Source organism: Flavobacterium sp. AC105 (assembly GCF_979258495.1).
On the sequence record NZ_OZ409860.1, the window covers coordinates 5066515 to 5091744 of the forward strand.

At 33.0% G+C, this 25230-nt stretch carries 18 protein-coding genes and 1 riboswitch; of the genes, 5 read left to right on the top strand and 13 right to left on the bottom strand.

Features of this window, described 5'->3' with window-relative positions; all coding sequences use genetic code 11:
• Window positions 1–127 precede the first annotated feature (127 nt).
• From thrA to ACZ0AH_RS20920, 6 genes are all read right to left on the bottom strand, one after another.
• Window positions 128–2542, bottom strand: a complete 2415-nt coding sequence (thrA, locus tag ACZ0AH_RS20895; RefSeq protein ID WP_463477681.1) for a bifunctional aspartate kinase/homoserine dehydrogenase I — start codon at window positions 2540–2542, stop codon at window positions 128–130.
• A 1-nt stretch (window position 2543) separates the two neighbouring features.
• Window positions 2544–3533: an alpha/beta fold hydrolase gene (locus tag ACZ0AH_RS20900; RefSeq protein ID WP_463477682.1), complete on the bottom strand. Its 990-nt coding sequence runs from the start codon at window positions 3531–3533 to the stop codon at window positions 2544–2546.
• Window positions 3534–3604: 71 nt separating this feature from the next.
• Window positions 3605–3713: riboswitch (SAM riboswitch) on the bottom strand.
• A gap of 188 nt (window positions 3714–3901) precedes the next feature.
• The gene (locus ACZ0AH_RS20905; RefSeq protein ID WP_463477683.1) at window positions 3902–4105 is read right to left on the bottom strand and encodes a hypothetical protein; all 204 of its coding nucleotides are present in this window, start codon (window positions 4103–4105) and stop codon (window positions 3902–3904) included.
• A 612-nt stretch (window positions 4106–4717) separates the two neighbouring features.
• Entirely contained in the window at window positions 4718–5806 is a 1089-nt protein-coding gene (locus ACZ0AH_RS20910; protein ID WP_463477684.1) for a homoserine dehydrogenase family protein, read from the bottom strand.
• Between the two features lie 218 nt (window positions 5807–6024).
• Window positions 6025–7329, bottom strand: a complete 1305-nt coding sequence (locus ACZ0AH_RS20915) for an O-acetylhomoserine aminocarboxypropyltransferase/cysteine synthase family protein (protein ID WP_463477685.1) — start codon at window positions 7327–7329, stop codon at window positions 6025–6027.
• A 70-nt stretch (window positions 7330–7399) separates the two neighbouring features.
• Complete coding sequence (locus tag ACZ0AH_RS20920) at window positions 7400–7588, bottom strand: hypothetical protein (RefSeq protein ID WP_463477686.1); 189 nt, start codon at window positions 7586–7588, stop codon at window positions 7400–7402.
• Between the two features lie 852 nt (window positions 7589–8440).
• Here ACZ0AH_RS20920 and metK point away from each other — a divergent pair.
• Window positions 8441–9691, top strand: coding sequence for a methionine adenosyltransferase (gene metK, locus ACZ0AH_RS20925; RefSeq protein ID WP_463477687.1), 1251 nt, complete (start codon window positions 8441–8443; stop codon window positions 9689–9691).
• Between the two features lie 103 nt (window positions 9692–9794).
• On the opposite strand, the gene ACZ0AH_RS20930 is transcribed toward metK, so the two are convergent.
• The 3 genes from ACZ0AH_RS20930 to ACZ0AH_RS20940 form a co-directional block, all read right to left on the bottom strand.
• Window positions 9795–12029: a hypothetical protein gene (locus ACZ0AH_RS20930; protein ID WP_463477688.1), complete on the bottom strand. Its 2235-nt coding sequence runs from the start codon at window positions 12027–12029 to the stop codon at window positions 9795–9797.
• A gap of 91 nt (window positions 12030–12120) precedes the next feature.
• A complete protein-coding gene (locus tag ACZ0AH_RS20935; protein WP_463477689.1) occupies window positions 12121–14808 on the bottom strand; it encodes a carboxypeptidase-like regulatory domain-containing protein in 2688 nt (895 codons plus the stop codon).
• 74 nt (window positions 14809–14882) lie between these two features.
• On the bottom strand, window positions 14883–15785 hold the full coding sequence (locus tag ACZ0AH_RS20940; protein ID WP_463477690.1) for a GLPGLI family protein: 903 nt from the start codon (window positions 15783–15785) through the stop codon (window positions 14883–14885).
• A gap of 232 nt (window positions 15786–16017) precedes the next feature.
• Between ACZ0AH_RS20940 and ACZ0AH_RS20945 the strand changes: the two genes are divergently transcribed.
• The 4 genes from ACZ0AH_RS20945 (at window position 16018) to ACZ0AH_RS20960 (ending at window position 18287) form a co-directional block, all read left to right on the top strand.
• Window positions 16018–16833, top strand: a complete 816-nt coding sequence (locus tag ACZ0AH_RS20945; protein ID WP_463477692.1) for a hypothetical protein — start codon at window positions 16018–16020, stop codon at window positions 16831–16833.
• Window positions 16833–17447, top strand: coding sequence for a deoxynucleoside kinase (locus tag ACZ0AH_RS20950; RefSeq protein WP_026983862.1), 615 nt, complete (start codon window positions 16833–16835; stop codon window positions 17445–17447). The genes ACZ0AH_RS20945 and ACZ0AH_RS20950 overlap by 1 nt, the downstream gene beginning before the upstream one ends.
• 173 nt (window positions 17448–17620) lie before the next feature.
• Window positions 17621–17917, top strand: coding sequence for a type II toxin-antitoxin system HigB family toxin (locus ACZ0AH_RS20955; RefSeq protein ID WP_463477693.1), 297 nt, complete (start codon window positions 17621–17623; stop codon window positions 17915–17917).
• A gap of 1 nt (window position 17918) precedes the next feature.
• Window positions 17919–18287, top strand: a complete 369-nt coding sequence (locus ACZ0AH_RS20960) for a helix-turn-helix domain-containing protein (RefSeq protein WP_463477694.1) — start codon at window positions 17919–17921, stop codon at window positions 18285–18287.
• 86 nt (window positions 18288–18373) lie between these two features.
• Here ACZ0AH_RS20960 and ACZ0AH_RS20965 read toward each other — a convergent pair whose 3' ends face one another.
• The 4 genes from ACZ0AH_RS20965 to ACZ0AH_RS20980 form a co-directional block, all read right to left on the bottom strand.
• Window positions 18374–20923, bottom strand: coding sequence for a sodium-translocating pyrophosphatase (locus ACZ0AH_RS20965; RefSeq protein WP_463477695.1), 2550 nt, complete (start codon window positions 20921–20923; stop codon window positions 18374–18376).
• Between the two features lie 113 nt (window positions 20924–21036).
• Window positions 21037–21567 carry an inorganic diphosphatase gene (locus tag ACZ0AH_RS20970; protein ID WP_026983866.1) on the bottom strand — a complete coding sequence of 177 codons (531 nt, stop codon included), beginning with the start codon at window positions 21565–21567 and terminating at the stop codon, window positions 21037–21039.
• 109 nt (window positions 21568–21676) lie between these two features.
• Complete coding sequence (locus ACZ0AH_RS20975; RefSeq protein ID WP_463477696.1) at window positions 21677–22276, bottom strand: DNA-3-methyladenine glycosylase family protein; 600 nt, start codon at window positions 22274–22276, stop codon at window positions 21677–21679.
• A 435-nt stretch (window positions 22277–22711) separates the two neighbouring features.
• Window positions 22712–25213 carry a DUF5686 and carboxypeptidase-like regulatory domain-containing protein gene (locus tag ACZ0AH_RS20980; protein WP_463477697.1) on the bottom strand — a complete coding sequence of 834 codons (2502 nt, stop codon included), beginning with the start codon at window positions 25211–25213 and terminating at the stop codon, window positions 22712–22714.
• Between the last annotated feature and the right edge of the window lie 17 nt (window positions 25214–25230).

The window sequence follows — 25230 nt, forward strand, 5'->3', positions numbered from 1 at the left end:
GCCAATCTTTATAGAGTTTCTTGCGGAGATTTCTCGTTCCTCGAAATGACAAACTGAAACCGATTTAGAAACTCAGTAAATCTAAAATCTATCCCGAGGCTTCGGGACTAAAATCTAAAATTCAATATTATCCTTTGTCAGATAATCTCAAAATATCTCCAAAAACGCCTCTCGCTGTAACAGCAGAACCTGCACCGGCTCCCTGAATTACGATTGGTCGGTCTCCGTAAGATTCTGTGTAAATTTCGAAGAAAGAATCTGAACCTTTCAATCCGCCTAGCGCCGTATCTGAAGGTACTGAAACTAATTTTACTTCCAGAATTCCCTTGTCATTTTGCAAATCTCCGGATAATTCACCAATGTATCTTAATACGTGATTTGGTTTCTGATCTGCTTTTATTTTCTCATAAATTGGGTCAAATTCTTTTAGTTTTGTTAAGAAATCAGAAACATTTCCGTCGCGTAAATGTTCCGGAATTAAATTCTGAATAGAGATTTCTTCAAACTCATTTTGAAGATCTAATTCTCTTGCTAAAATCAATAATTTTCTTCCCACATCATTTCCGCATAAATCCTCACGCGGATCCGGTTCTGTATAGCCGTTATCAATTGCTTCTTGCAAAATTTGGCTAAACGGAGCATCTTTTGCAGAGAAATTATTAAATAAATAACTCAATGTTCCGGAGAAAACTCCTTTTATTTTTGTGATATTTTCTCCTGAAAGATGTAATAATTTTATCGTATCAATTAATGGCAAACCTGCACCAACATTGGTTTCATACAAATAGTTCTTTTGATTTTCTTCTAAAGATTTTCTGATTTCTTTATAGAAACCATAACTTAATGTATTGGCCACTTTATTAGATGAGATCAAGTCGAAACTACTTTCAATAAGCGGTATATAATTTTCTACAAAAGTGGCACTTGCAGTATTATCAATTGCAATTAAATTCTCTAAATGATATTCATTTGCATAAGCAATAATGTCTTTAATCGTATATCCTTCGCCTTTAGCTGCAATATCATTTTTCCAGTTTGAAGTTACGCCATTTCTGTTTAAAATTAGTTTTTTAGAATTTGCAATGGCAAAAACATTCAGTTTAACCCCTTTACGTTTTTCGATTGCTGAAGCCGACTCTAAAATTTGATTAATTAATGTTCCTCCAACTAATCCGTGACCGAAAATAGCAATATTGATTTTTTTAGAAACACCAAAAATCTCACCGTGAATTACATTTAAAGCTTTGTTTAATTCTTCTTTTTTAACAACTAAACTCACGTTTTTACCTGTAACGGTGTTGTTGAATAATATCGGAACAATCTTATTTTTGATTAAAGCAGTATATGGTTTGTGGAAAGTACTTAAATCCTGACCAATGATTGAAATAACAGAAACATTATCGGTCACTGTAATTTGATTTACATCTTTAGAATAAAAGTCGTTTTCGAACTCTTTTTCTAACTCAACCATTGCCAATGTAGCTTTTTCAGTTGCTACAACAAGTCCAATTCCTCTTTCTGAAGAACCTTGCGAAATAATACTTACACTGATATTATGATCGCCCATAACTTTAAAAATTCGGGCATCGACACCGGATTTCCCAAGTAATCCGCGTCCTTCAAGATTTACAAGAGAAACATTTTCTAAAACAGAAAGTGTTTTAATTCCTTCTTTAGCCGAATCTGAAGTAATTAAAGTTCCGCGATTTTCATGATTGAATGTATTTAAAATACGAAGCGGAATATTTTTTTCTAATAACGGAATAATCGTTTTGGCGTGCAGAATTGTTGCTCCAAAATTAGCCAGCTCATTTGCTTCGTTAAACGATAAATATTCGATTTTTTTAGCATCGGCAACCAAATCCGGATTTGCAGTATAAATTCCGTCAACGTGAGTGAAGTTTTGAAGTTCCTCGGCATTCAGATAATTAGCAATTAACGAAGCTGTATAATTGCTTCCGTTTCTTCCTAAAGTTGTGGTGTCGTTATTATTGTTTGAACCAATAAAACCGGTTACAATATTAACGGTTTCTCCGTTATGAAGTTTGAAATAATTGATTACGTTTTTCTTAGAAAGCTGTTCTAAAGGTTGTGCATCTCCAAATTTTGAATCAGTTTTTAATAATTCTCTTGTATCGACAAAATTCGCAGGAATGCCTTTTTCGATTAAAATTGAAGTCAATAATTTAGCCGAAAGCAATTCTCCTTTTGACAAAATCTGATCTTTAATTTTATTGCTGTAATCACCAATAAGGCTTACACCTTCAAAAAGTTTATCTAAAATATTAAACTCTTCTGATAAATCAACTTCCGGATAATCTGAAATCTGATACGCTTTAAAGCTTTCTAGTAAAGGTTTGTAATTTCCGTTTTTAGCGGCAATTCTTAAAATATCTTCTAATTCATCTGTTGCATTTCCTCGGGCCGAAACGACAACTGCTATTTTTTCTCCTTGATTTACTTTATCTAAAATGATTGAAACTACTTTGTTAAGTCCTTCTCCGTTTGATAACGATTTACCTCCAAATTTTAATATTTTCATTTTATTTTTCTATTGTTTCTGCCTTAAAAATATCGGCAAGTAAATGATCTAATTGTTTGTACTCGATTAAAAAAGCATCATGTCCGTGAACCGAATCTATTTCGCTGTAAAAAACATTGTCTTTAAACTTTTTTAATTCATTAAAGGTTTCCAGATTTTCTTTTGGTGTAAAAAACAAATCTGAATTTATGGCAACAATATGAATCGCCGCATTTGTTTTGGATATTAATGTTTCGAAATCGGCGCTATTTCTGGTAATATCTATCGTTTTAAGCAATTGGTTCATTAACTTGTAAGAAGCCAATTGATATCTTTTTTGCAATTTCTTGCCGTGATGCGCCAACCAGCTTTCGATATTAAAAATCAAAAGATCCTGATTAATCGTACGTTGAAATTTTTCTTTGAATGATTCGGGCGAGCGGTAACATAACATGGCGTGAATTCTGGCGTCTTCAATTGGTTTCGAAGAATTATTCAGGATTTGTTCCTGCAAATAACAATTGGCAATCATCCAGTCTGTCGATTTCCAATCTGTTGCAATCGGAATTAAATGCTCTGTGATATTTGGTTCTAATGCCAGAATTTCCCAGGCAATTCCACCGCCAACAGAACCGCCTATTATGGCATAAACCTGCTCAATTTTTAAGGCTTCAATTCCTTTGATAAAAATTCGGGCAACATCTCTGGTTGTAAAATCCTGATAGTTTTTAATGATGAACGAATTGTTTCCGTTGCCCGGAACGTCGAATGCCAATATGGTATATTTATCAGTATCAATTGTTTTTTCCGGACCAATTAAGTCATTCCACCAACCGTTTTCGCCCGTAACCTGAGCATTTCCGGTTAGGGCGTGGTTTACCAGAACTATGGGCGCTGTATATAATGGCAAACCAGAAAGTGTAAAACTTAACGGTAACGACGGATATATCGCACCACTCTCTGTGATGAAATCTTGAATTATAATGGGATTTGGTATACTTTCCAATTTCAAATCTTTTTATTATTGATTTGTATGTGGAAATATTAGAAAGAAAGTCTAGAGTGAAACTAGAAAAATTCTTGTTGTTATCTTTCCACGTTTGGGCGTGGTAGAATGCAGCACCTTCTTCGATTTAACGAAGGGTTGCTAAGGATTCATCGGGTCTAATCCCTCGTCCTTTCTTTATAACATTTCAATACGTTTTTGAACTTAAAGGTGCAAATTAACTACTAATTTCTTAAACAAACAAATTTTATCGAAACTGATTCCTCAATTTCTTAAAGATAATTCAAACCAAAACTATTATACGCGAAAAATTACCGAACTATTAGCCCAGTAAATTTAAGCAGGTATTCCCCTATTTTATGATACTTTTTGATTTAAATAAAAAGTGTTTCATTCTCTTTTGAATACATCAAAAACAATAAAGAATTTGGTTCTTTTTTCTCCGCTTTTATATCTGTCTCGGTTATTCCAAATCTTGGATGTACCAATTCGTTTGTTGGCGGCGGCGGGTTGTTTCTTTTAGCCCTGATGTTTTTCAATGTAGAAAAAGTTTTTGTTAAGTAGTTTAATGTGCTCATGATATTTAAGTTTAAGTTAGTTTGTGTATTATTATCTTTATTATTTGTTTAATCTTTTTTATGGCTGCCAAATGAAATAAAAAAACCCTTTTGGATTTTTATACCAAAAGGGTTTAAGTTAAAAAACTTGTATATCTTTTAGTATCAACAGACGCGCACGCAAATAAGTGCGACATTGAACATCTTGTCCATCATCTGTAAGGATTTATTCATCTGAGATTTAATTACTATTTTAAAAAATTCTTGCATTTCTTTTATTTTATATGCCTCTCTAAACTGTTAAAAAACTTTACTTGCTCCTTATTTTTAATTTGTAAGAATAATAAAATTTTACTCAACGGTTTTAACCGACGCGACACACATTAGGTAATACGAAATTTTGTTTTATTGGTAGTCTTTGGTATTACAAATGTGCGAATATTTTTTCAATAATCCAAGTGACTTTCAAGCAATTAATCGTAAAAAACGTTAAAAAACATCATTTAAACGTTAAAAAACATCTTACAAAAATTTAATTTAACAAATTGAAGTTAAAAACTCACAAAAAATAACACTAAAACTCACTTTCCGTTTCAGTCTATCAAAGAACGCTAACTAATATTTACCCGTTATTTAAAGCCAAACAGCTTCTTTATTTTTAATTTTTTCAGCCACTTTCAAAATATCAGTTATTATTCCTCTCGAAATAGCTTGTTTACATGCTGAAGCACTTTGAATCACGATAGGAACATCTGCGTAAGACTGGGTGTAAATTTCAAAAATTGTATCTGAACCTTTCAATTGCCCAATTGCTGATGTTACAGGTTCTGAAATCAGTTTGACTTCGAGCTTATTTTGTTCAATATCAAATTCGCCAACATATCTTAAAACATGATTATCTGCCTGGGTTATTTTTGCGATTTTAAAATATCTGTCAACGGCCTCTTTATTCAAAGTTCCGTTTTGCTCTAAATGTTCCTGCTGTATTAAGGAATTGATTTTTATATCTGATAATTCAAAATCTTTACCAATTTCCCTCGTCAAAATCAGCAATTTTCTGGCTGTATCATTTCCTGACAAATCCTCTTTAAAAGTAGCACGCATTAATCCTAATAAACTCGCATCTTTAAGGATGGAAGAAAAACTGCTTTCTTCATTCGAAAACCGATTAAAAACATAACTCAGATTATCGGAGAAAACACCTCTTATTTTGGTGATTTTTTCTCCCGAATAATACAAATCCCTTAAAGTTTGTAAAACCGGAAATCCAGTATCTACCGAAGTTTCATAAAGAAATTCCTTGTCGTATTTTTTAAGATTTTCGCGTATCTCTTTATACAAATCAATTGGCAAAGTATTGGCTTTTTTATTTACCGCAACAATATTAAATCCGTTTTTGATCAGCGTATTATAATGGCCAATCAATTCGTCACTTGCTGTTGCATCAACCGCAATCAGGTTTTCGAATTCATTTTCTTTAGCAAATTCAATAATATCTTCTACTTTAAAAGGAACTGCCAATTCCAGAAAATTAGTTTCCCAAGCATATCCTACGCCTTCTTTCTCGAAAAAAGCTACAGTAGAATTGGTTATTATAGGAAAATGAAAATCGATATTTTTACTTTGAAGAAAAAATTCCTGACTCTCAATAATCTGATTGATTAAAGTGCTTCCTATATTTCCAATTCCAAAAAGGATAATGTTTATTTTTAGCTTTGACATAATTTTTAATTTATTGGGTTAATTAAACCATAAGTGATATAAGTTCATTTAACATCACAACATTTATGATTTAGACGCACTGCTGTGCGTCTCTAGTAAATGAACTTATATCACTTATATGGTAATAAACTTTTATATAGATTTGCTTTTTATAAAAAATCACCTCTAGCAGAACTCACGCTGCTAAAGGCAATTTTTCAAACAAAAAACAAAAAAACCTAATTTTTATTAATGCTGTATTGCGATTGGGTCACGCTTGCGAAAACGGTTTGCAAATCAGCTATTAAATCCTCGATATCCTCTATACCAACAGAAAGTCGGATTAGATCTTTTGAAACTCCTGTTTCAATTTGCTCATCATCAGACAATTGTTGATGCGTGGTACTTGCCGGATGAATAATCAATGATTTTGTATCGCCAATATTGGCCAAAAGCGAGAATAATTTGGTTCCGTCAACCACTTTTTTCGCTGCTTCAAAACCGCCTTTTAATCCAAAAGTGATAATTCCACTCTGACCTTCCGGAAGGTATTGCTGCGCTAAATCATAATATTTATTGTTTTTCAAACCTGGATAATTTACCCAGACTACCTCATCTTGTTGCTCTAACCATTCGGCCAAAGCCAAAGCATTTTCACTGTGTTTTTTGATTCGGATTGGCAATGTTTCTAATCCCTGAATAATCTGAAATGCATTAAACGGACTTAAAGCGGAACCAAAATCACGTAAACCTTCAATTCTGGCTTTTGCAATAAAGGCTGCATTTCCTAAGGCTTCGTGATATACTAATCCGTGATATCCTGCAGAAGGTTCTGTAAATTCAGGGAATTTTCCGTTAGACCAGTCAAAATTTCCGGCATCAATAATAGCGCCGCCTAACGAAGTTCCGTTTCCTGAAATATATTTGGTTAAGGAGTGAATTACAATATCTGCTCCATATTCAATTGGTTTTAATAAATAAGGAGTAGCAACCGTATTGTCTACAATAAAAGGCACTTTGAAGTTTTTGGCTTCCGCCGAAATTCCTTTTAAGTCTAAAACATCTAATTTTGGATTTCCAAGTGATTCTACAAAAAAGGCTCTTGTATTTTCTTTAGCAGCTTTTGTAAAATTCTCTGGTTTTGAAGGATCTACAAATGTTGTTGTAATTCCTAAACGTGGCAAGGTCACTTTTAATAAATTATAAGTACCTCCGTATAAACTATTTGAAGCCACAATATGATCGCCCGCTTTTAATAAAGTTAAAAAAGTAGTCGCAATCGCCGATGCTCCCGAAGCCGTAACAACAGCAGCAATTCCGCCTTCAAGCGCTGCAAGCCGTTGTTCTAAAATATCGTTTGTTGGGTTGTTTAATCTGGTATAGATAAATCCGGCTTCGGCAAGACCAAATAAATTGGCTGCGTGATCTGAATTATTAAATACATATGACGATGTTTGATAAATTGGCACTGCTCTTGTGCTTCCGTTTTTAGTTACGTCGTGTCCTGCATGTAGTGCGTTTGTTGCGAATTTTTGTGTGCTCATGATTTCTTAGTTTTTAAATATTGTTACTATTATATATTGTTATTGATTTTTGAAATTGATATTAAAATGATTAAGCGAAAAAATCTTCTGCTTCTTCTTCAAGATCATACATTTGAAACAGTAATGATTTTTGACTTTTTATATGCTGTTCTGCATTTATCCTGATAACTTCTCTTGTTATGTCTTCTGATTTATTATTGTTTTTTTGAGAATCGTTTCTCAATAAATATTCTACTGCGATTGAGTTTAATGTTTTCATAATTTGTAATTTAAAAGTGTGGAAATAAAAAAAGCCCTTTCGGATGGCTACCAAAAGGGCTTATAGTTCTAACTATAACAAAGATTCACTCTTTCACTTTTGGCAACAGCTAATTGGGATGCACATTTGCATCATCTCACAACATATCATCATATTATTAGCTATTGTTTTCATTTTATTTTTATTTAAATTAATTCGCTTTTTTAAACTCGACTAATTTGATAGAGTAAATATAGAAACTATTTTTAGAACTACCAAATCAAAAAATAACATTTAACATTTAAAAATTTTCTTACCCCGGCAAATGCTGGTAATTATCCTGCAAAAATTTTGCTTTAGAAAGTTAATTAATATTCCGGCTTTAAAGATTTTACAGTTTGTTCATTTTTGGAAATAAAAAAACCCCTGCGGTTTGCAGAGGTTCTATATATATTTTTGAAAAAAAACTACAATAGTTCCTCTGCGGAAGGCTCCGGCATCTTACAAGACATATTGCAAACTATTAATTTCATTTTTCTTTGTTTTTATGAAGCAAATTTGCAAACTATTTTTGAATCGACCAAACAAAAACCAAAATATTTCTATTAGCCTATCAAATTAGTATGATAGTGTTAAATTTCTATTATAAAAATAAAAAAAACAGAACTTTAATTTGCAAATCAAAATGGTTTTGTACTTTTGCACCCGAATACAGAGGAAAAATTTGAACTGATTGCAACCTCTTCATAATGAAACGGTTCGTTATGAATACTGAAAAATTAATTTCGGTAGTAAAAAATGCTAAAGCAGGAACTCTCCTTTAGCATTTTCAGCAATTATTTTCCTCGCTTAATTTTAATTTAATAAATTATTATGGCTTATTTATTTACGTCAGAATCTGTTAGTGAAGGGCATCCAGACAAAGTTGCAGATCAAATTTCGGATGCATTAATTGATAACTTTTTGGCATTTGATGCTGACTCAAAAGTAGCTTGTGAAACACTTGTTACAACTGGTCAGGTAATTTTAGCAGGTGAAGTAAAATCAAACACTTATCTTGACGTGCAGCAAATTGCCCGTGAAGTAATCCGTAAAATTGGATACACGAAAAGTGAATATATGTTTGAAGCGAATTCTTGTGGAATTCTTTCTGCTATTCACGAACAATCTGCAGATATTAATCAAGGTGTTGACAGAGCTAAGCCAGAAGAGCAAGGTGCTGGAGATCAGGGAATGATGTTTGGTTACGCAACTAACGAAACGGAAAACTACATGCCATTGGCACTTGATTTATCTCATAAATTATTACAGGAATTAGCTATTTTAAGACGTGAAAACAAAGAAATCACTTATTTACGTCCTGATGCAAAATCTCAGGTTACTTTAGAATATAGTGACGATAACAAACCAACTCGTATTGATGCGATTGTAATCTCGACTCAACATGATGATTTTGATGAAGAAGCTACAATGCTGGCGAAAATCAAAAAAGATATTATCGAAATTTTGATTCCAAGAATCATTGCTAAAAACCCGGCTCACGCTCATTTATTCAATGATAAAATCAACTACCATATTAACCCAACAGGAAAATTCGTTATTGGAGGACCTCACGGAGATACTGGTTTAACAGGAAGAAAAATCATTGTTGATACTTACGGTGGAAAAGGTGCTCACGGTGGTGGTGCATTCTCTGGAAAAGATCCAAGTAAAGTGGATAGAAGTGCTGCTTATGCTACACGTCATATCGCTAAAAACTTAGTTGCTGCAGGTGTTGCTGACGAAATCTTAGTTCAGGTTTCTTACGCTATTGGAGTTGCTGAACCAATGGGAATTTTCATTGAAACTTACGGAACTGCAAAAGTAAATTTAACGAACGGTGAAATCGCTAAAAAAGTAGAATCTTTATTTGATATGCGTCCTTACTTTATCGAGCAACGTTTAAAATTAAGAAATCCTATCTATAGCGAAACTGCTGCTTACGGACACATGGGACGTACGCCAGAAGTGGTAACTAAAACTTTTTCTGCTCCGGGAGGACATGTAAAAACCGTTACTGTTGAGTTATTTACCTGGGAAAAACTTGATTTTGTAGACAAAGTAAAAGCTGAATTCGGATTGTAATTCAATCTGATTTATACATACAAAACAGGCTGTCTAAAATTTTAGACAGCCTGTTTTATTTTCTAAACCCAACAGATTTTAAAAACTTGTTGGGTTTCTATTTTTAATACGTTCCGTTTTGCATTTTATCTAAAGTCTCACGAATTTCAGTTGCAGTTTCTTCTTCAACTTCAGTATTTAAATATTTTACAGCCAAAGTTTGCGTTTGAATTGCTTTCTCTTTTTGTCCGTCTTTATAATATAATTGTGCCAAAGTATCTAAATAATACGGATTGTTTTTGGTTACAGCCAAACTGTATTCGGACCAATTAATTGCAGGTTTTAGAAAATTAGAATTTGCAGGTTTTAAAACTACCAACCAGGCTGCAGAATTAGAAATGTTCGAATAATATTCTTTAAAAGCTGGCCAGCCGTTATACGAGTATTCTGAACTTTCGTCTATTCCTGCGTACATAGCGTCTAATCGCTCAATTGCATTTCCTTTTTCTGTTGACAAATAAGTCTCAAAAAAAGTACTGAATTCTTTTAAGTAAACAATATCATCGATACTGTTTTCACTGTCTGCTGTTAAATAAGTAAAATAATTTTTATAGCATTCCAGACTTCCTTTTCCTGTTGCAATTAATCGTTTATAAATCGCAATTGTTTTATTTTTATTTGCAGTATTCTCTTTGCCTTCTGAAGAAGCAGCGCTATTTTGCTGTAAATCTGATGCGATTTCAGAGCTTAAATTTCCAAATAATAAAGATATTGCATTTCCGTTTTCATCTTCTATGTTCATTTTTTCTACAGCATCATAATGCTTTAACAAATAATCAATAGCCAGAAAATCTGTATCATTAAAAACTTTGTCTTCATTAAAAAGCTGTTTAGAGAATCCCTGATTTTTAAGTTCTTTTAAGATTGCTTCAACTAAAAATCTATTTGGCTCTTTATCTTTTTGATGTGTTTCGATTAGTTTTTTCCATGACAGCGTAACATCTTTTTTATCTAAAATGCTTTTAGTCATTACAAAATCCGTAGGAACAACTTCTGCTGAAGCAGTATAATCTGCGTCATAATTAGAATCTATAATGGATGCTTTGTAAAAAGCCTGAACCAAATCAGCATCTGCCTGTTTTTTGCTTTTTATTATTTTATTGAAAGCGAGTAAAGCATCAGTTCTTTGTAATTTTTTAGAAAACTCTTCATAATAAGTAAATTCAGATTTTTTATCCAACAAAGTAGATTTTGCAACTGCTAAAACTTCGCCTTCTTCATTTAAAATAATTATACCCGGAGTATCTGAGATTTTATTTGCTTTGAGCCATTTTTTATCATCGGCACCAGCCAAATAATAATTAAACACATCGTATTGCGGATTATACGTGTCATACATATAATAGCCAACCTGAACTTCAAGATCTTTTACAACTGCATCAAAATCTGCTTTTGCTGATGCATTTTTACTATCACTATAAACCACCAAAAATTTAGTTTTTGCAGCTTTAGTCGCAGTAATAGCTGTTTTTAGATTGTTTTCGATTTTAAATTTAAAATCAATTTTATTAGACGGATAATCGACAACTGCCGTAGAATCTACTGGTACTTCTGAACCAAAATCGTCGCTTATTAAAGGCTCTTTTCCCGGATAAGTCCAATTTGGAATGGTTTGATTTTCTACAGGAACCACTTTTGAAGTTTTAACCGGCTGAACGTCTTTTTCATTTACAAACGGAATAGGATTTTTTCCTGATTGTTCTGAAATCATCAACTGGTTTGTCGCTTTATCAATGAAACCGGAGATTTTTAAATCCCCCAAAACATCAAGTTCATATTTAATTGTTATTTCTGACACATCTTTTGGCAAAGCAAATTTCGAAAGTTTGCTTTCGCCCTGATATTCTTCATATACCAAATACAAAAAATCGGTTCGGTCTATTTCAAATTCTAAATCTGTTTTTGTCCAATCCGGATCTACTGTAGTTCTAATATCCGTAATTTTTTGATATTGAACCGGATCAGAACCTTTTTGTGTTCCAATATAGAATGCATAATAAGATGGATCTATAAACTTAATTTTAATTTTTTGCGCTTTTTTATCATTCTTAAAAGTCAAATCAAAAGCATTTTCTGATTTTGATTTTGTGTTTTGACTGAATAATAATGAATCGCCTTTAATTTGATAATCGCCTGAATAAAAGACCAATTCGTATTTATTATCATCTAATAAATTTAATTTAATCTTTTGACCTTTGTTTGTAGACAAATAAGATCCTTTTTCAATATTTTTTGTTTGAGAATAAGAAACAGATATTAAACAAAAAAACATTGAGAAACCCCATATAAAATTACGCATGCCTAAGATTTTAATTTGTTAGTAGTATGCACAAAGATATTTGATTCAAAATGAAATCAAGCATCAACTTTAATATTTTGTACTCAAAATACTATAAATTATATTTCATCGAAAAGATGATGTATCGAGGCTGAACCGTGTATTGAGAAACTCTTGTAGAAAACTGCGAGAAGCTGTCATCATTGAGATACGTGGTATTTAAAAGGTTTGTAGCCGAAACTTTATATTCCCATTTGCTATCCTTTTTTTGATAAATCAAACTCGCACTTAAAAAATCATATTCGTTATCGACTGTTTTATTTGAATTGTAATAATGATAAAATTCATATTCAGAAACAAACGAAAAACTATTCAGGAAATAATAATCTAATCTTGCAAAAGGTTTATCTGTATAATAAGTTGAACCGCTGTACTTGTTAATCAAAGCATTATAACCAAACTCGATATTAGGTAAGTTTTTATAATTTGTTGAGGCTTTTACAGTGTAACTCTGTACAAAACTTTCTGTAGTTGCCAATTCATTATTTTGAATATTATTGAATTTAGACCAATTGAAACTTGCATTTACCGACGCTTTGTAATTCTTCAAAAAAGATCTTCCGTAATTTCCCATTCCTGAAAAAGTTTCGTCAGCCAAATTAGAATTATAAGGCACCGATGATTGGTTGATTCCGGTAAAATCTGCCGCTGTTTTTATGGCATCTACTTTTTTGGTATACGTTGCATTGGCAAAAATATTCTCAAAATTGAACATATTATATTTAAAATAACGCAGCGAATGCACTTGCGAAGTTGCATTTTCCAAGAAACGATTTCCTCTAAATAAACTGCTGTAATCAGATAAAACATAACCTGCCGCGAGTTGATTAATATCTGTAAAATCATTAGACAAAGAGAAATTATACGTCAGTGTTTCTGATTTCTTGATTTGATATAAAGCAAAAAAATCAGGCAGTACTTTCATAAAACTTTGAGAATAATCAGTACCTAATTGTGTGTTTGTCATTGCATACGAATGCAGACTAACTCCAGGCGTCAGCGTAAATTTTCCAGTTAAAATCTTATAATGAAAGCCTAAAAAAGTATCATTAAAATTATAATTAACCTGATTGTTATTCTGTGGATCATTCAGATCATTTTTATTTCCATTATCTAACATCTGAAAGATATGAGAATTAAAATCCTGATACGAATAGGTATTTCCTAACGTGATATTAATATTACTTTTTGGCGTTACCATATAATAGTAATCCAGTTTCGCATCGAGTTTATTGGTTTTTACGAAACGATCCTGATTTAAATCATTTCTCTGCTGACCAGAAATATAACCCGATAAATCAAAAGGCTGTGTTCGCAAATTGGCATTATAAAACGGATTTTCGTCCTGATACAAATGCTGCATTTCAAAAGCAAAAATATTTTTTGCACTTTGCGTGTAATACAAACTCAAATTTTGATTTATGGATGTTGGATCCTGCTTTTTATTTGTTAAAATGGTTTCCGTGTCCGAAATATTCTGAACAACAGATTCACGCAGCAAATCTGTATCTTCATTTTGTTTGGATATTTTTGTCAGAACATCATAATCAAACTGAAATTTATCATTTGGTTTATAAGTCGAACTCAGTTTAAAAAGCCCTAAATTATTTTTTTGATGTGTTAATTCATCTCGTTTTTGCTGATCGCCAGAATCTAAAATAGTCGTTTCTGATTTGGTTTCAAGATCTGTTTTTGAAGTCGAAAGAATTCCAAAACCACTAATATTCCATGCTTTTGTTACAGAATAAGAAAAGTTTGTCGCGCCAAATTTCGTTTCAATTTCCTTTGCGCGATTATTGCGCAGAACCGAAATTCCCAAATCATTTGATGAAACATTAAAAATGCTTCCGCCTTTTTTCATCATATTTTTAAATCCTCCTGTGAACTTAAAATAATCTTGCGCCGTAAGTGGTAATTCGCCAATATTATTAAAATTGGTAATTAAATTAATGCTGTATTTTGGACTATAATAAAACAATTTCGGGTTGATAATATAACGGCTATCGAGTTCTGCAACACCAATTCCGGCGGTTACATCGCCAAACCAAAAGTTCTTTTTGCCTTCTTTTAGTTTAATATTCATTGCCACATTATCCTGATCATTTTCCAGCCCTTTTAATGCGCCAACTTCATTATAATTTCTTAAAACCTGAATTTTATCAATTGCATCGGCTGGAATATTTTTAACGCCAAGTTTGGTATCTCCATCAAAAAAATCTTTTCCTTCGACCATTAATTTGCTGACTTTTTTTCCTTCAACTTCAATTTCTCCATCAGCATTTACTTCAACTCCGGGAAGTTTTTTCAGGACATCTTCGAGTTTTTTTTCTGTTCCGGATTTAAACGAATCTGCATTATAAACAATCGTATCGCCACTTATCGAAACAGGCATTTCGCGCACAATTTCGACACCTTCCAATTCAATTCCGGTATCATCCATGACAATGTTCTGAACAATGTTTTCAGTTTTGGTCGAGATCTCAATTTCTTTCGATTTCATTCCGAGGTAACTCACCTTAACCGAATAAGACGTATTGGGTTTTAAGGTCAGTTGGAATTTTCCTTTATCATTGGTAATTCCATAAGAATCCATTGCTTTTGTAGTTGTGTTTACGGCCATAATATTGGCCATTTCTAATGGATTTTTTTGGTCGTCCTGAATAAAACCATCAAAACGCACACTTTGAGAAAAGGAAACAGAAGTCAATAAAAAAGCTACGAAACAAAGTATTTTGTTCATTTTGATAGTTTTGGAATTTGGACCCGAGCGATAGTAAACAGGCGAAGCAATTTGGAATTTAGAATTTATAAACTTTATCTTCCCATCATTGGCGGTGGTCCGCCGGCACGCCCGCGGTTCATTTCTCTAAACTCTTCCATTTTTTTAATTACAGTATCATCGTAGTCTTTTTGAGAGATTACTTTACCTTTTGTCGGGGGTTTTATGGTTGCTTTTTCTTTGGCATTCAAAACAATTTTCGAACATAAAATAATCGTTTTCCCATCATTAATTTCGAGAATCAAACCTGGTAAACCCCAATAATTTTCCGGTCCCTGATTTACCGGAATTTCTGGCGAATACCATGCGGTAACGGTAATTTCTTTAGGCATTTCAAAATTATCTTCAAAATTGGTTTTAGTTTCTCCCGAAGTTTTTTTGGCATCATCCTTCTTTTCTTCAGGCTTTTTATCGTCGTTATTTTTTGGCCTGAAGTTTCTAAAATCAGTTTTACTTGCTTCCTTTACAGCCGTTGCTTTGTAACAAGTATAACCGCCAATTTGTTTGGTTTCCTGTTCTAATTTCCAGTTTAATTTTGGCAAGGAATCAATCACCAAAAATTCTTTCCCCATAAATTCTTTGTCAACCGTATACGTTTTGGCTTTTACATCTTTATAAAAAGTTCCGCCGCCACCCATCATAGAGCTCACCATAACACGAAAACCTCCTTGTTGTCCAGGAGCGTCTAATTTTTCTTCTTCTTTATAAATAGAAGCCGATTTATCGAAGTTTAGAATAAAAGTTTTTTCAAGCATTTTTTTCATTCGTTCTTCCATGGTTTTTTGCATTTCCGGCGTGATATCACGGTTGCCTCTCATTCCTTCAAACTTAGGCGCTTGTGTTTTTGACTCATAAACAGCCATTCCCTGAAAATCTTTTTGTGCCTGCATTTGAGTAAATACAAGTATTAAAGACATATAATAGATTATTTTTTTCATTGCGTTTTCTTTAAAATTGAGTAAAGCCGATAAACTTACACTCAAATGTATTATTAATTTTAAAATACTGAAAGTTAAATATATCAATACCGATATCATATAGACAAAATTGCCTATTTTTAAGACTATTACAATTTTGAAAAGCTTAAAAGAGAAATTCAGCTAAATCTATCTCATTTAGCAATTCATAGTTTAGTTTTTTGTAATTTGGCTCTTTAGAAACCCAGATCTTATGAATAAAGCGGCATTAAAATTTTTATTTCTACTTTTCATTCTCGCTTCTTTTTCCGGGCTTTCTGCGCAAAATCAAGCGATAAGTCCAACCTCTATTTTGCATTTTTCTGTTGATATTGATACCTTTTTAGGGTATGATTCTTTCGGATATTCTTACCAGATAAAAAATAATGTATTCAGCAAAATTAAAGGGAAAGAATTTTTTGAATACAAAAATGTTTCATTAGGAAAAATTACAAAAGTCGATCTTCAAAACCCGCTTAAAATCGTTTTATTTTATGAAGATTTTAATACAGTTGTTTTACTCGACAATCAACTCAATAAAATGACAGAGATTAATTTCTCTTTAAATGATACTCCAATTGTGGTTTCAGCCATTGGAATGTCAACTCAAAACCAGTTATGGATTTTTAATTCTTTAAATCAGCAAATTTGTCTTTTTGATTATTTAAAAAATGAATATAAAACCGTTTCAACTCCATTAACAGAAACTATAAAATATTACCAAACCGACTTCAATACTTTTTATTGGATTGATAAAAAAAACAATTGGTTCTCTTGTGATATTTTTGGAAAAACAACTGCTTTAGGAAAAGTTCCGGATTTTGACAAAATCGAAATAATCAATTCGCAGCAATATATTTTCAGCAAAGCTAATTTGTTGTATTTTAATGACATTCGTAAGACTAATACTAGTACAATTTCTGAAATTAAAATTTTAGAAAAATCGTTTGACAAATTCTGCTACAAAGACCAAATTTTATCTATTTTTACACCTACAGATATCACCAATTATAAAATCGTAACACCGTAATGCACATAGCAATAGCAGGAAATATAGGAGCAGGAAAGACTACTTTAACTAAATTATTAGCCAAACATTTTAAATGGGAACCTCATTACGAAGATGTAGTAGACAATCCTTATTTGGATGATTTTTACCACCAGATGGAACGTTGGTCCTTTAATTTGCAGATTTATTTCCTGAACAGCCGTTTCCGTCAAGTGCAGCAAATTCGTGAAAGCGGTAAAAAAATTATTCAGGACAGAACGATTTACGAAGACGCTTATATCTTTGCTCCCAATTTATATTCCATGGGATTAATGACAAGCCGTGATTTCGAAAATTATACTTCTTTATTCGAATTAATGGAGTCATTAGTGAAAGCTCCTGATTTATTAATTTATTTAAGAAGTTCTATTCCCAATTTAGTTGGACAAATTCACAAACGCGGACGCGAATACGAAAACTCTATTTCTATCGATTATTTAAGTCGTTTGAACGAAAGATACGAAGCTTGGGTTCAGACTTATACAAAAGGAAAATTATTAATTATTGATGTTGATAATATTAACTTTGTTGATAATCCGGAAGATTTAGGAAACATAATCAATAGAATTGATGCTGAATTAAACGGGTTGTTTTAGAAACACGAATTGCACGAATTTACACGAAAATAAAAAAATGCCTCTAAAATAATTAGAGGCATTTTTTGTTTCTTCTATTATCAAGGCGAAAAAAGTAATTATTTTCTTATATTTGTGCTGTTTAAAATATTTCCCTTTTTGGGAAAAAATAACTATATTTGCCATAACTAATTATGAGAATAATAGCAAAAAGAACATTGCAGAATTTTTGGGAGAAATATCCAAATGCAAAACAACAATTATTATCTTGGTTTCAGGTTTTTGACAAAAATAATTTTGAAAACTCAAATGCTATAAAATCTATATTTGGTTCTGCAGATTTTGTTGGTAATAACAAAGTCGTCTTTAATGTTTGCGGAAATCATTATCGCTTAATTGTTAAAATTAATTACGAAACTCAAATAGTCTATATTCTGTTCATTGGAACTCACAATGAATATGATAACTTAAAGGAAATTAAAAATTTGTAACATGGAAATAAGACCTATAAAGACAGACAAGGATTATGATTTAGCTTTAGAAAGAGTAAATGCTCTTTTTGACACTAAACCTAATACAAATGAAGCTGACGAATTAGATATTTTGGTTACTCTTATAGAAAAATACGAACAAATACATTACCCAATTCCAGAACCAGATCCAATTGAAGCCATTAAATTTATGATGGAGCAAAATGGACTTACTGACGCAGATTTAGGAGTTATTTTAAATAGTCGTTCAAGAGTCTCAGAAATTTTTAAACGAAAAAGAGCCTTAACAATAACACAAATTAGAGTTTTAAATGAAAAACTCCATATCCCAGCCGCAACGTTAATTAAAGAATACGCTTTAACTAAATAAAAAAATGCCTCTAAAATAATTAGAGGCATTTTTATTTCCAGAAGCTTTGTCAAAGTTTAAAACTTTGACAAAGCTATCAATTTATCTTACTTCGCAGCTTCAATTTTTGCTTTCACTTCAGCTTCGGTTCCTTCAAAAACTTCTGTGGTTGTTTTTCCATTTTCAGATTTGGTTAAAGTTCCAACTGTAACACCATTAGTCGTCGACAAGTTAACTTCAACACGTTTTTTCTCATATTTACTGGTATCAAAACAGTCTGTTTTTGGGTGCACGTATTTTCCGTTTGCGTCAAAATGTGCCAGACATTTTGCTGTTTCTTCGGCTGTACATCCTTTTTCTTTGCACATTTTAGCACATTCTTCTTTTGTCATTCCAGACATATCGCCACATTTAGAAACTCCGCCTGCATGCATTTCTGTTTTGATGCAACACGAACCTTTTTCAGCCATACCTGAAGCTGAATGTCCTTCGCCTAAAATTGGCGCAATTACCAATCCAATCAAACAAGTTAATTTAATTAAAATATTCATTGAAGGTCCGGAAGTATCTTTAAATGGATCTCCAACTGTATCTCCGGTTACGGCAGCTTTGTGTGCATCAGAACCTTTGTATGTCATTTCGCCATTGATTAAAACTCCCGCTTCAAAAGATTTTTTAGCATTATCCCAGGCACCTCCGGCATTGTTTTGAAAAACTGCCCAAAGAACACCCGAAACCGTAACTCCAGCCATATATCCTCCTAACATTTCTGCAATTAACTGATTGTTGTCTGCGTACACTAATTTTCCTAAAAGCACAATTGCAATCGGGAAACCTATCGTTAAAATTCCCGGTAACATCATTTCGCGTAAAGCAGCTTTTGTAGAAATCTCAACACATTTTCCGTATTCCGGTTTTCCGGTTCCTTCCATAATTCCAGGAATTTCCTTAAACTGACGACGAACTTCGTAAACCATATCCATTGCTGCTTTTCCAACAGAATTCATGGCTAAAGCCGAGAAAACAACCGGAATCATTCCACCGACAAATAACATTGCCAGAACTGGCGCTTTAAAAATATTGATTCCGTCGATTCCTGTAAAGGTTACATATGCTGCGAATAAAGCTAATGATGTTAAAGCTGCAGATGCAATTGCAAAACCTTTTCCGGTTGCTGCAGTTGTATTTCCAACTGAATCTAAAATATCTGTTCTTGTACGAACTTCTTTTGGTAATTCGCTCATTTCAGCAATTCCACCAGCATTGTCAGATATTGGTCCGAAAGCATCAATTGCTAATTGCATTGCTGTTGTTGCCATCATTGCCGAAGCGGCCAAAGCTACTCCGTAAAACCCTGCCAAAGCATATGAAATCCAGATTGCTGCAGCAAACAATAATACGGTTGGAAAAGTAGAAATCATTCCGGTTGCTAAACCTGCAATTACGTTTGTTCCTGCTCCTGTAGATGATTTTTGTACAATTGCCATAACTGGTTTTGTACCTAATCCTGTATAATATTCCGTAACTGATGAAATAGCTCCACCAACAACTAAACCTACTAATGTTGCATAGAAAACACGCATTGACGAAATATCTTTAGAACCTTCTCCAAAAAAGCTCATTTGCATCGTTTCCGGCAACATATATCGTACTAAAAAGAAACAGGCAATTGCTGTTAAAACAATAGAAACCCAGTTTCCTATATTTAATGCTTTTTGTACTTGTGCTTCTTTGGCATTGTCATCAGATATTTTTACCAAAGTAGTTCCGATAATCGAAAATAAGATTCCAAAACCGGCAATTGCCATTGGAAGTAAAATTGGACCAATTCCTCCGAAAACATCCTGGATATTTCCGCCCATATCTTTGATTACGTAATTTCCTAAAACCATGGCAGCCAAAACAGTTGCTACATACGAACCAAATAAATCAGCTCCCATTCCGGCAACATCGCCAACATTATCGCCAACATTATCTGCAATTGTAGCAGGATTACGCGGATCGTCTTCCGGAATTCCGGCTTCGACTTTACCCACTAAATCGGCTCCAACGTCTGCCGCTTTTGTGTAGATTCCGCCACCAACTCTGGCGAACAAAGCAATAGATTCTGCCCCAAGCGAAAATCCGGCTAATGTTTCTAAAACCTTAGTCATATCTTCTGATGAAGTCCAGACTCCATTCATGAATATCTGAAAGAAAATAATAAAGAAACCTGTTAATCCTAAAACTGCCAAACCTGCAACGCCAAGTCCCATTACAGTTCCGCCTCCAAAAGAAACTTTTAAGGCTTGCGGCAAACTTGTACGAGCGGCCTGAGTTGTTCTAACATTGGTTTTAGTGGCTATTTTCATTCCCATATTTCCTGCTAAAGCCGAGAAAAATGCCCCAAAAATAAAGGCTACTACTATTAATATATGCGTGGTAGGAACAATAAAAGAAATTCCGGCTAATACAATACTGGCTCCAATTACGAAAAAAGTCAGCAATCGATATTCTGCTTTTAAAAATGCGAGGGCACCTTCGTAAATGTGATCTGAAATCTCTTTCATTTTGCCGTCACCCGCATCTTGTTTTAAAACCCAAGTCCTTTTAATTCCCATGAAAAGTAATCCTAAAATTGCCATAACAATTGGCAAGTAAATCATAAATGCATTCATAATATAATAATGGTTTTGGTTAATAGTCAATAAACTAACTAAAACGAATTTAAACAAAAAAGCAATACTCCTGACGGGAGTATTGCTTTTTTTATAATAGAATAGGGTAAAAATTATTTAATACTAAATAATCCCTCTGGTTTGTTTTCAATATCGTTAAAACGCTTTGTACACTCAGCAATAATTGCAAAAGCTTCGTTTACGTCTCCCCAACCTTCAACATCTACTTGTTTGTTTTCAAGATCTTTGTAAACCTGGAAGAAATGCTCGATTTCTTTCAATAAGTGTCCGTTAATATCTGAAAGGTCATTTAATGAATTCCAGATTGGATCTGAAACTGGTACACAAATGATTTTTTCGTCTGGTCCTTTATCATCTGCCATATGGAAAACACCAATTGGTTTTACCTCTATAACACATCCGGGAAAAGTTGGTTCATTTATCAAAACCAATACATCAAGAGGATCACCGTCAAGTGCTAAAGTTTCAGGAATAAACCCGTAATCAGCCGGGTACATCATTGACGAGAATAACATTCTGTCAAAACGCATTCTTTTGATTTCAAAATCGTACTCGTATTTATTTCTGCTTCCTCTTGGTATTTCGATTAATACATCGAAAGTTGTTAGTTTGTCTGCGGTCATTTCGTTTTTTATTATTTCTATAATTTCGATTGCAAAAGTAACCAAAGAATCCTTTTTAACAATAAAAAACTACATTAATCTCTGCACTTTTCTGTTAAATAACAGACAGTTAATATATAATTTTCCTGTTTCGCTTATTTAAGTAATAATGCCAAAGCAAATATGTCGCATAAGAGCGATAAGGACTCCATTCTTGGGTATGAATTTCCATCTCTTGTTTGTCGTGAATATCAAGTAGTTCCTTGATGGTATTGATAACTGCAATATCTCCAAGCGGAATTAAATCCGGCTCCTGAAGACAGAACATCAAATAAATATCGATGGTCCAATTTCCGATTCCTTTTAGTTTAATGAGTTCTTCACGGACTTGTTTTGATGATTTTGCAGCCAGACTTTCAATATCCAATTCTTTATTTAAAACGGCTTCGGCTAAAATTTTAATGTATTTTGTTTTTTGACGGCTTACACCCAGATTTCTAAATTCTTCATCTGATAAAATAGCCATATTCTCAGGATTGCAAGGTGTATAGGCTTTGATTTTTAAGAATGTGGCTTTCGCCGAATCTACAGAAACTTGTTGTTCTAAAATAAGCAATACCAAAGTTTCGAAACCTTGTGGACGTTTCGGGATTTGTGGTAATCCATATTTTTCGATGATTTCCTGAAATATTGGATTTTTGGTTGATAGAAAATCGATTGCTTCTTGCATAACGTAATTTTTAGCCCGATTACTTCAGTTAACTTTAATTTTAATCGGAGTTCAGTGAACTTCGTTTGGAGTGGAAATCCTTTTATTTTTTTCCTTTAAAAATAAAAGATTGTAACGGATAGCGGGAATAGCTTTTAAAATTAAATAAAATCTTTCTCGGAAAGACGCAGAAACGCAAAGTTCTTTTGCTCACAGATTTGCAGATTAAGCAGATTTTTTATTATTTACCCCGATATGTATTTTCCAAATTTTTAAAGAAAAGAAAAAGACCTACACAATCCATTAAAACATTTAAAGTGTTATAATTATAAAAATACTCCTCAAATCTATTGTTATTATTAGATAAGAAATAACTTCCGAATATTGTAATACTCACTCCAAGAAGTATTAGAAAAATGGCAATTATAATTATGAAAGCGAAGAATCGAATGCGGATTAGAAATAAAATCCAAAAGATCCTTTGACAGCAAATTTATTGGCACCCGGATCGTTTAAATAACTTCCTCTCCAAGAGAAATCGATTCGGAAAACTTTGAAGATATTTCCAATTCCGGCGTTATATTCCCAATACACATTTTCAGGCGCGTTATAAGGCTGATCAGATGCATTTATGGCTCTGTTTGCATTAGAAATAGTTCCGTGAACGGCTTTAATACCTACAAATTCTCTCCAATTTAGTTTTCTCATAAATGGAACTCTGGCGAATAATCTTCCTCCAAAATCATGGTTCCATTGCAGAGTTGTATATTGATCGGTTATGAATTCGTAGAAATTTAAATTACTAAAGGTGTTTTCGATCGTAAAATAAGTCTGGTTTCCAGGAATAACACTCATTAAACCTAACGGAATAGTCCCCCAGGTTTTTCCTGTTTCAAGAATAATATTCGATCTTCCTAAAGGTCCTATAATAATAGGCTGTTTATAGAAAACCTGTATTTTTTCGTATGCAAAATCGCTATTCAAAACGCCTTTAAGTCCATAACTAAAGTTTACAAAGAAATGACTAAACGGACTATCTACAAGATCGCGTTCTACTCCAAAACCAATTGTTTTACGGTTTGGCATGTATTCGAACTGAATATTAGCTTCAGATTGTGTTACTGCACTTGCAACAACTCCGGCAGGATTTGCAGGTGTTGGCAGCGTTGTATAATAATCTAAACTAAAGGTAGGCGACGCAGATTCTAGAGTTCTATATGAAAGTCCCGCTTGTACAACGAAATTCTTTTTCGGCTCCATTTCGACAGAAATATTGCTCAAATTAATATTGGTTAATTTTCCGTTGCTTCCTGTTGTAAATAATGCCGACGACGCAAAACTTCGCCCTAAAATATCATTTGTCGTGGTTAAACTTGCGCCAATTTGTTCAATGTCGCGTCTGTTTCCTCCGGAAATAATAACCCTATTTTTTTTATCGACCATCCATTTTCCAGAAAGACCGTATTTAAATTTATTATCGCCAAAACCATATGCTGTATAAGCCTGCACACGCCACGGGTCATTTGGTCCAAAATAGGTTCTTCCTCCTACTCTAAGCCTTAATCCTTCTACTTCGTTATAACCAAATGTAGAGAAAATAGGTCCGTAATCGAAGTTTTTAAACTCGACATAACCACTTCCTAAAATAGAGACGAGACTATATAATTGCTTGAATCGCTTGACGGTTTGCAGGGTATCCAGCATTTTATAAATTCCCTGTTCGTCTTTATTTAGTTTTTCAAAACGATTTTCATCCCAAAATTCTTCGGGTCGATCATAAACGGCATTGTCTATATAATTGACTTCTTCTTTATAAAACTTCTCCGGTTTTGGAATATTGAATTTATGATTGCGATACAAAGTCGTTCGTTTTCCATAAACTCCTTTTGATTTTTCTTTTTTATTTAAAGCAAAATCCGACATCATATAATCGCGTGTCAATAGAAAAACCGAATCGTTTTCTACTTCAAATTCCTGCTCGATATAAATATCTTTTACCCAGTTAATATTGGCACTTTTGGTAACGCCCATATTAATTTTCTTGATCGCAAAAGTGGTATCGTTTACCCAGAAATCTCCTTTAAAAGTCAATTCGTTTTTACGTCTTGGATAAAAAACAATATTATAACACCATTTTTTATCGATATAAGCACTGTCTTTCAGGACATAATTGTAAACATCTATTCCGGTTCTTGAAAGCGGACTTGTAAAACTTTTATCAAAAAAGGTAAGGTGATTGTCGTAAATATTATAATCAGAATAAAGGTCTTTTACAAATGCTAAAATTTGTTGATTACCGTTAAATCCTGATGTTTTACTTCCGTTTAAATTTTCTTTTGTTTTCTTTAATTTATTATCTCCGTAAACATCATAAACTGATTCGTTGATAAAAATTGGCAAATAGGTTTTTCCGGTAACATCAGAAGTATCAACGTGATCAAACACAAACTCCATGCCTTTAAAGAGTTTATTTTTCATAAAAGCACTATCAATCGTGTTCATATCAAACTCGACTTTCTCGTACTTTTGCATTTGATACTGATTGAATTGGTAAAGACCATTTTTACGTTTTCTTTCCCATATTTTTCTTAATATATCTAAGGCCGGATTATTTTTTTTAGATGTTTTTCCTGTAAAGATTACCACTTCATTAAGTGCTTCGGCTTCGCTTAAAACAATTTTAAATTCATAATTTACCGCTTTTTCCAAAGGAACTTCCTTATCTGAAAATCCTGCTGAAGTAATTAATAAAGCCGTATAAGTATTGGGTGATTCCAGATAAAAACGCCCGTCTTCATTAGAAACTATTCCGGTATTTGAACCTTTAAAAACAACATTGGCAAACGGAACAGGCTGATTCGATTTATCCAAAACAATTCCACTCACTTTAGTTTGTGCAGTAGCAATACCTGCAAGTGCAAATACAAAAAATAGGCTGAGTAAAATTATTCTTTTCATAATCCGGCAAAAAAAAA

Bases quoted from the DNA above. Each gene is read 5' to 3' on its own strand.
- thrA (WP_463477681.1), bottom strand. From the start codon at position 2,542: ATGAAAATATTAAAATTTGGAGGTAAATCGTTATCAAACGGAGAAGGA.
- ACZ0AH_RS20905 (WP_463477683.1), bottom strand. From the start codon at position 4,105: ATGAGCACATTAAACTACTTAACAAAAACTTTTTCTACATTGAAAAAC.
- ACZ0AH_RS20910 (WP_463477684.1), bottom strand. From the start codon at position 5,806: ATGTCAAAGCTAAAAATAAACATTATCCTTTTTGGAATTGGAAATATA.
- ACZ0AH_RS20915 (WP_463477685.1), bottom strand. From the start codon at position 7,329: ATGAGCACACAAAAATTCGCAACAAACGCACTACATGCAGGACACGAC.
- ACZ0AH_RS20920 (WP_463477686.1), bottom strand. From the start codon at position 7,588: ATGAAAACATTAAACTCAATCGCAGTAGAATATTTATTGAGAAACGAT.
- metK (WP_463477687.1), top strand. From the start codon at position 8,441: ATGGCTTATTTATTTACGTCAGAATCTGTTAGTGAAGGGCATCCAGAC.
- ACZ0AH_RS20930 (WP_463477688.1), bottom strand. From the start codon at position 12,029: ATGCGTAATTTTATATGGGGTTTCTCAATGTTTTTTTGTTTAATATCT.
- ACZ0AH_RS20935 (WP_463477689.1), bottom strand. From the start codon at position 14,808: ATGAACAAAATACTTTGTTTCGTAGCTTTTTTATTGACTTCTGTTTCC.
- ACZ0AH_RS20940 (WP_463477690.1), bottom strand. From the start codon at position 15,785: ATGAAAAAAATAATCTATTATATGTCTTTAATACTTGTATTTACTCAA.
- ACZ0AH_RS20945 (WP_463477692.1), top strand. From the start codon at position 16,018: ATGAATAAAGCGGCATTAAAATTTTTATTTCTACTTTTCATTCTCGCT.
- ACZ0AH_RS20950 (WP_026983862.1), top strand. From the start codon at position 16,833: ATGCACATAGCAATAGCAGGAAATATAGGAGCAGGAAAGACTACTTTA.
- ACZ0AH_RS20955 (WP_463477693.1), top strand. From the start codon at position 17,621: ATGAGAATAATAGCAAAAAGAACATTGCAGAATTTTTGGGAGAAATAT.
- ACZ0AH_RS20960 (WP_463477694.1), top strand. From the start codon at position 17,919: ATGGAAATAAGACCTATAAAGACAGACAAGGATTATGATTTAGCTTTA.
- ACZ0AH_RS20965 (WP_463477695.1), bottom strand. From the start codon at position 20,923: ATGAATGCATTTATGATTTACTTGCCAATTGTTATGGCAATTTTAGGA.
- ACZ0AH_RS20970 (WP_026983866.1), bottom strand. From the start codon at position 21,567: ATGACCGCAGACAAACTAACAACTTTCGATGTATTAATCGAAATACCA.
- ACZ0AH_RS20975 (WP_463477696.1), bottom strand. From the start codon at position 22,276: ATGCAAGAAGCAATCGATTTTCTATCAACCAAAAATCCAATATTTCAG.
- ACZ0AH_RS20980 (WP_463477697.1), bottom strand. From the start codon at position 25,213: ATGAAAAGAATAATTTTACTCAGCCTATTTTTTGTATTTGCACTTGCA.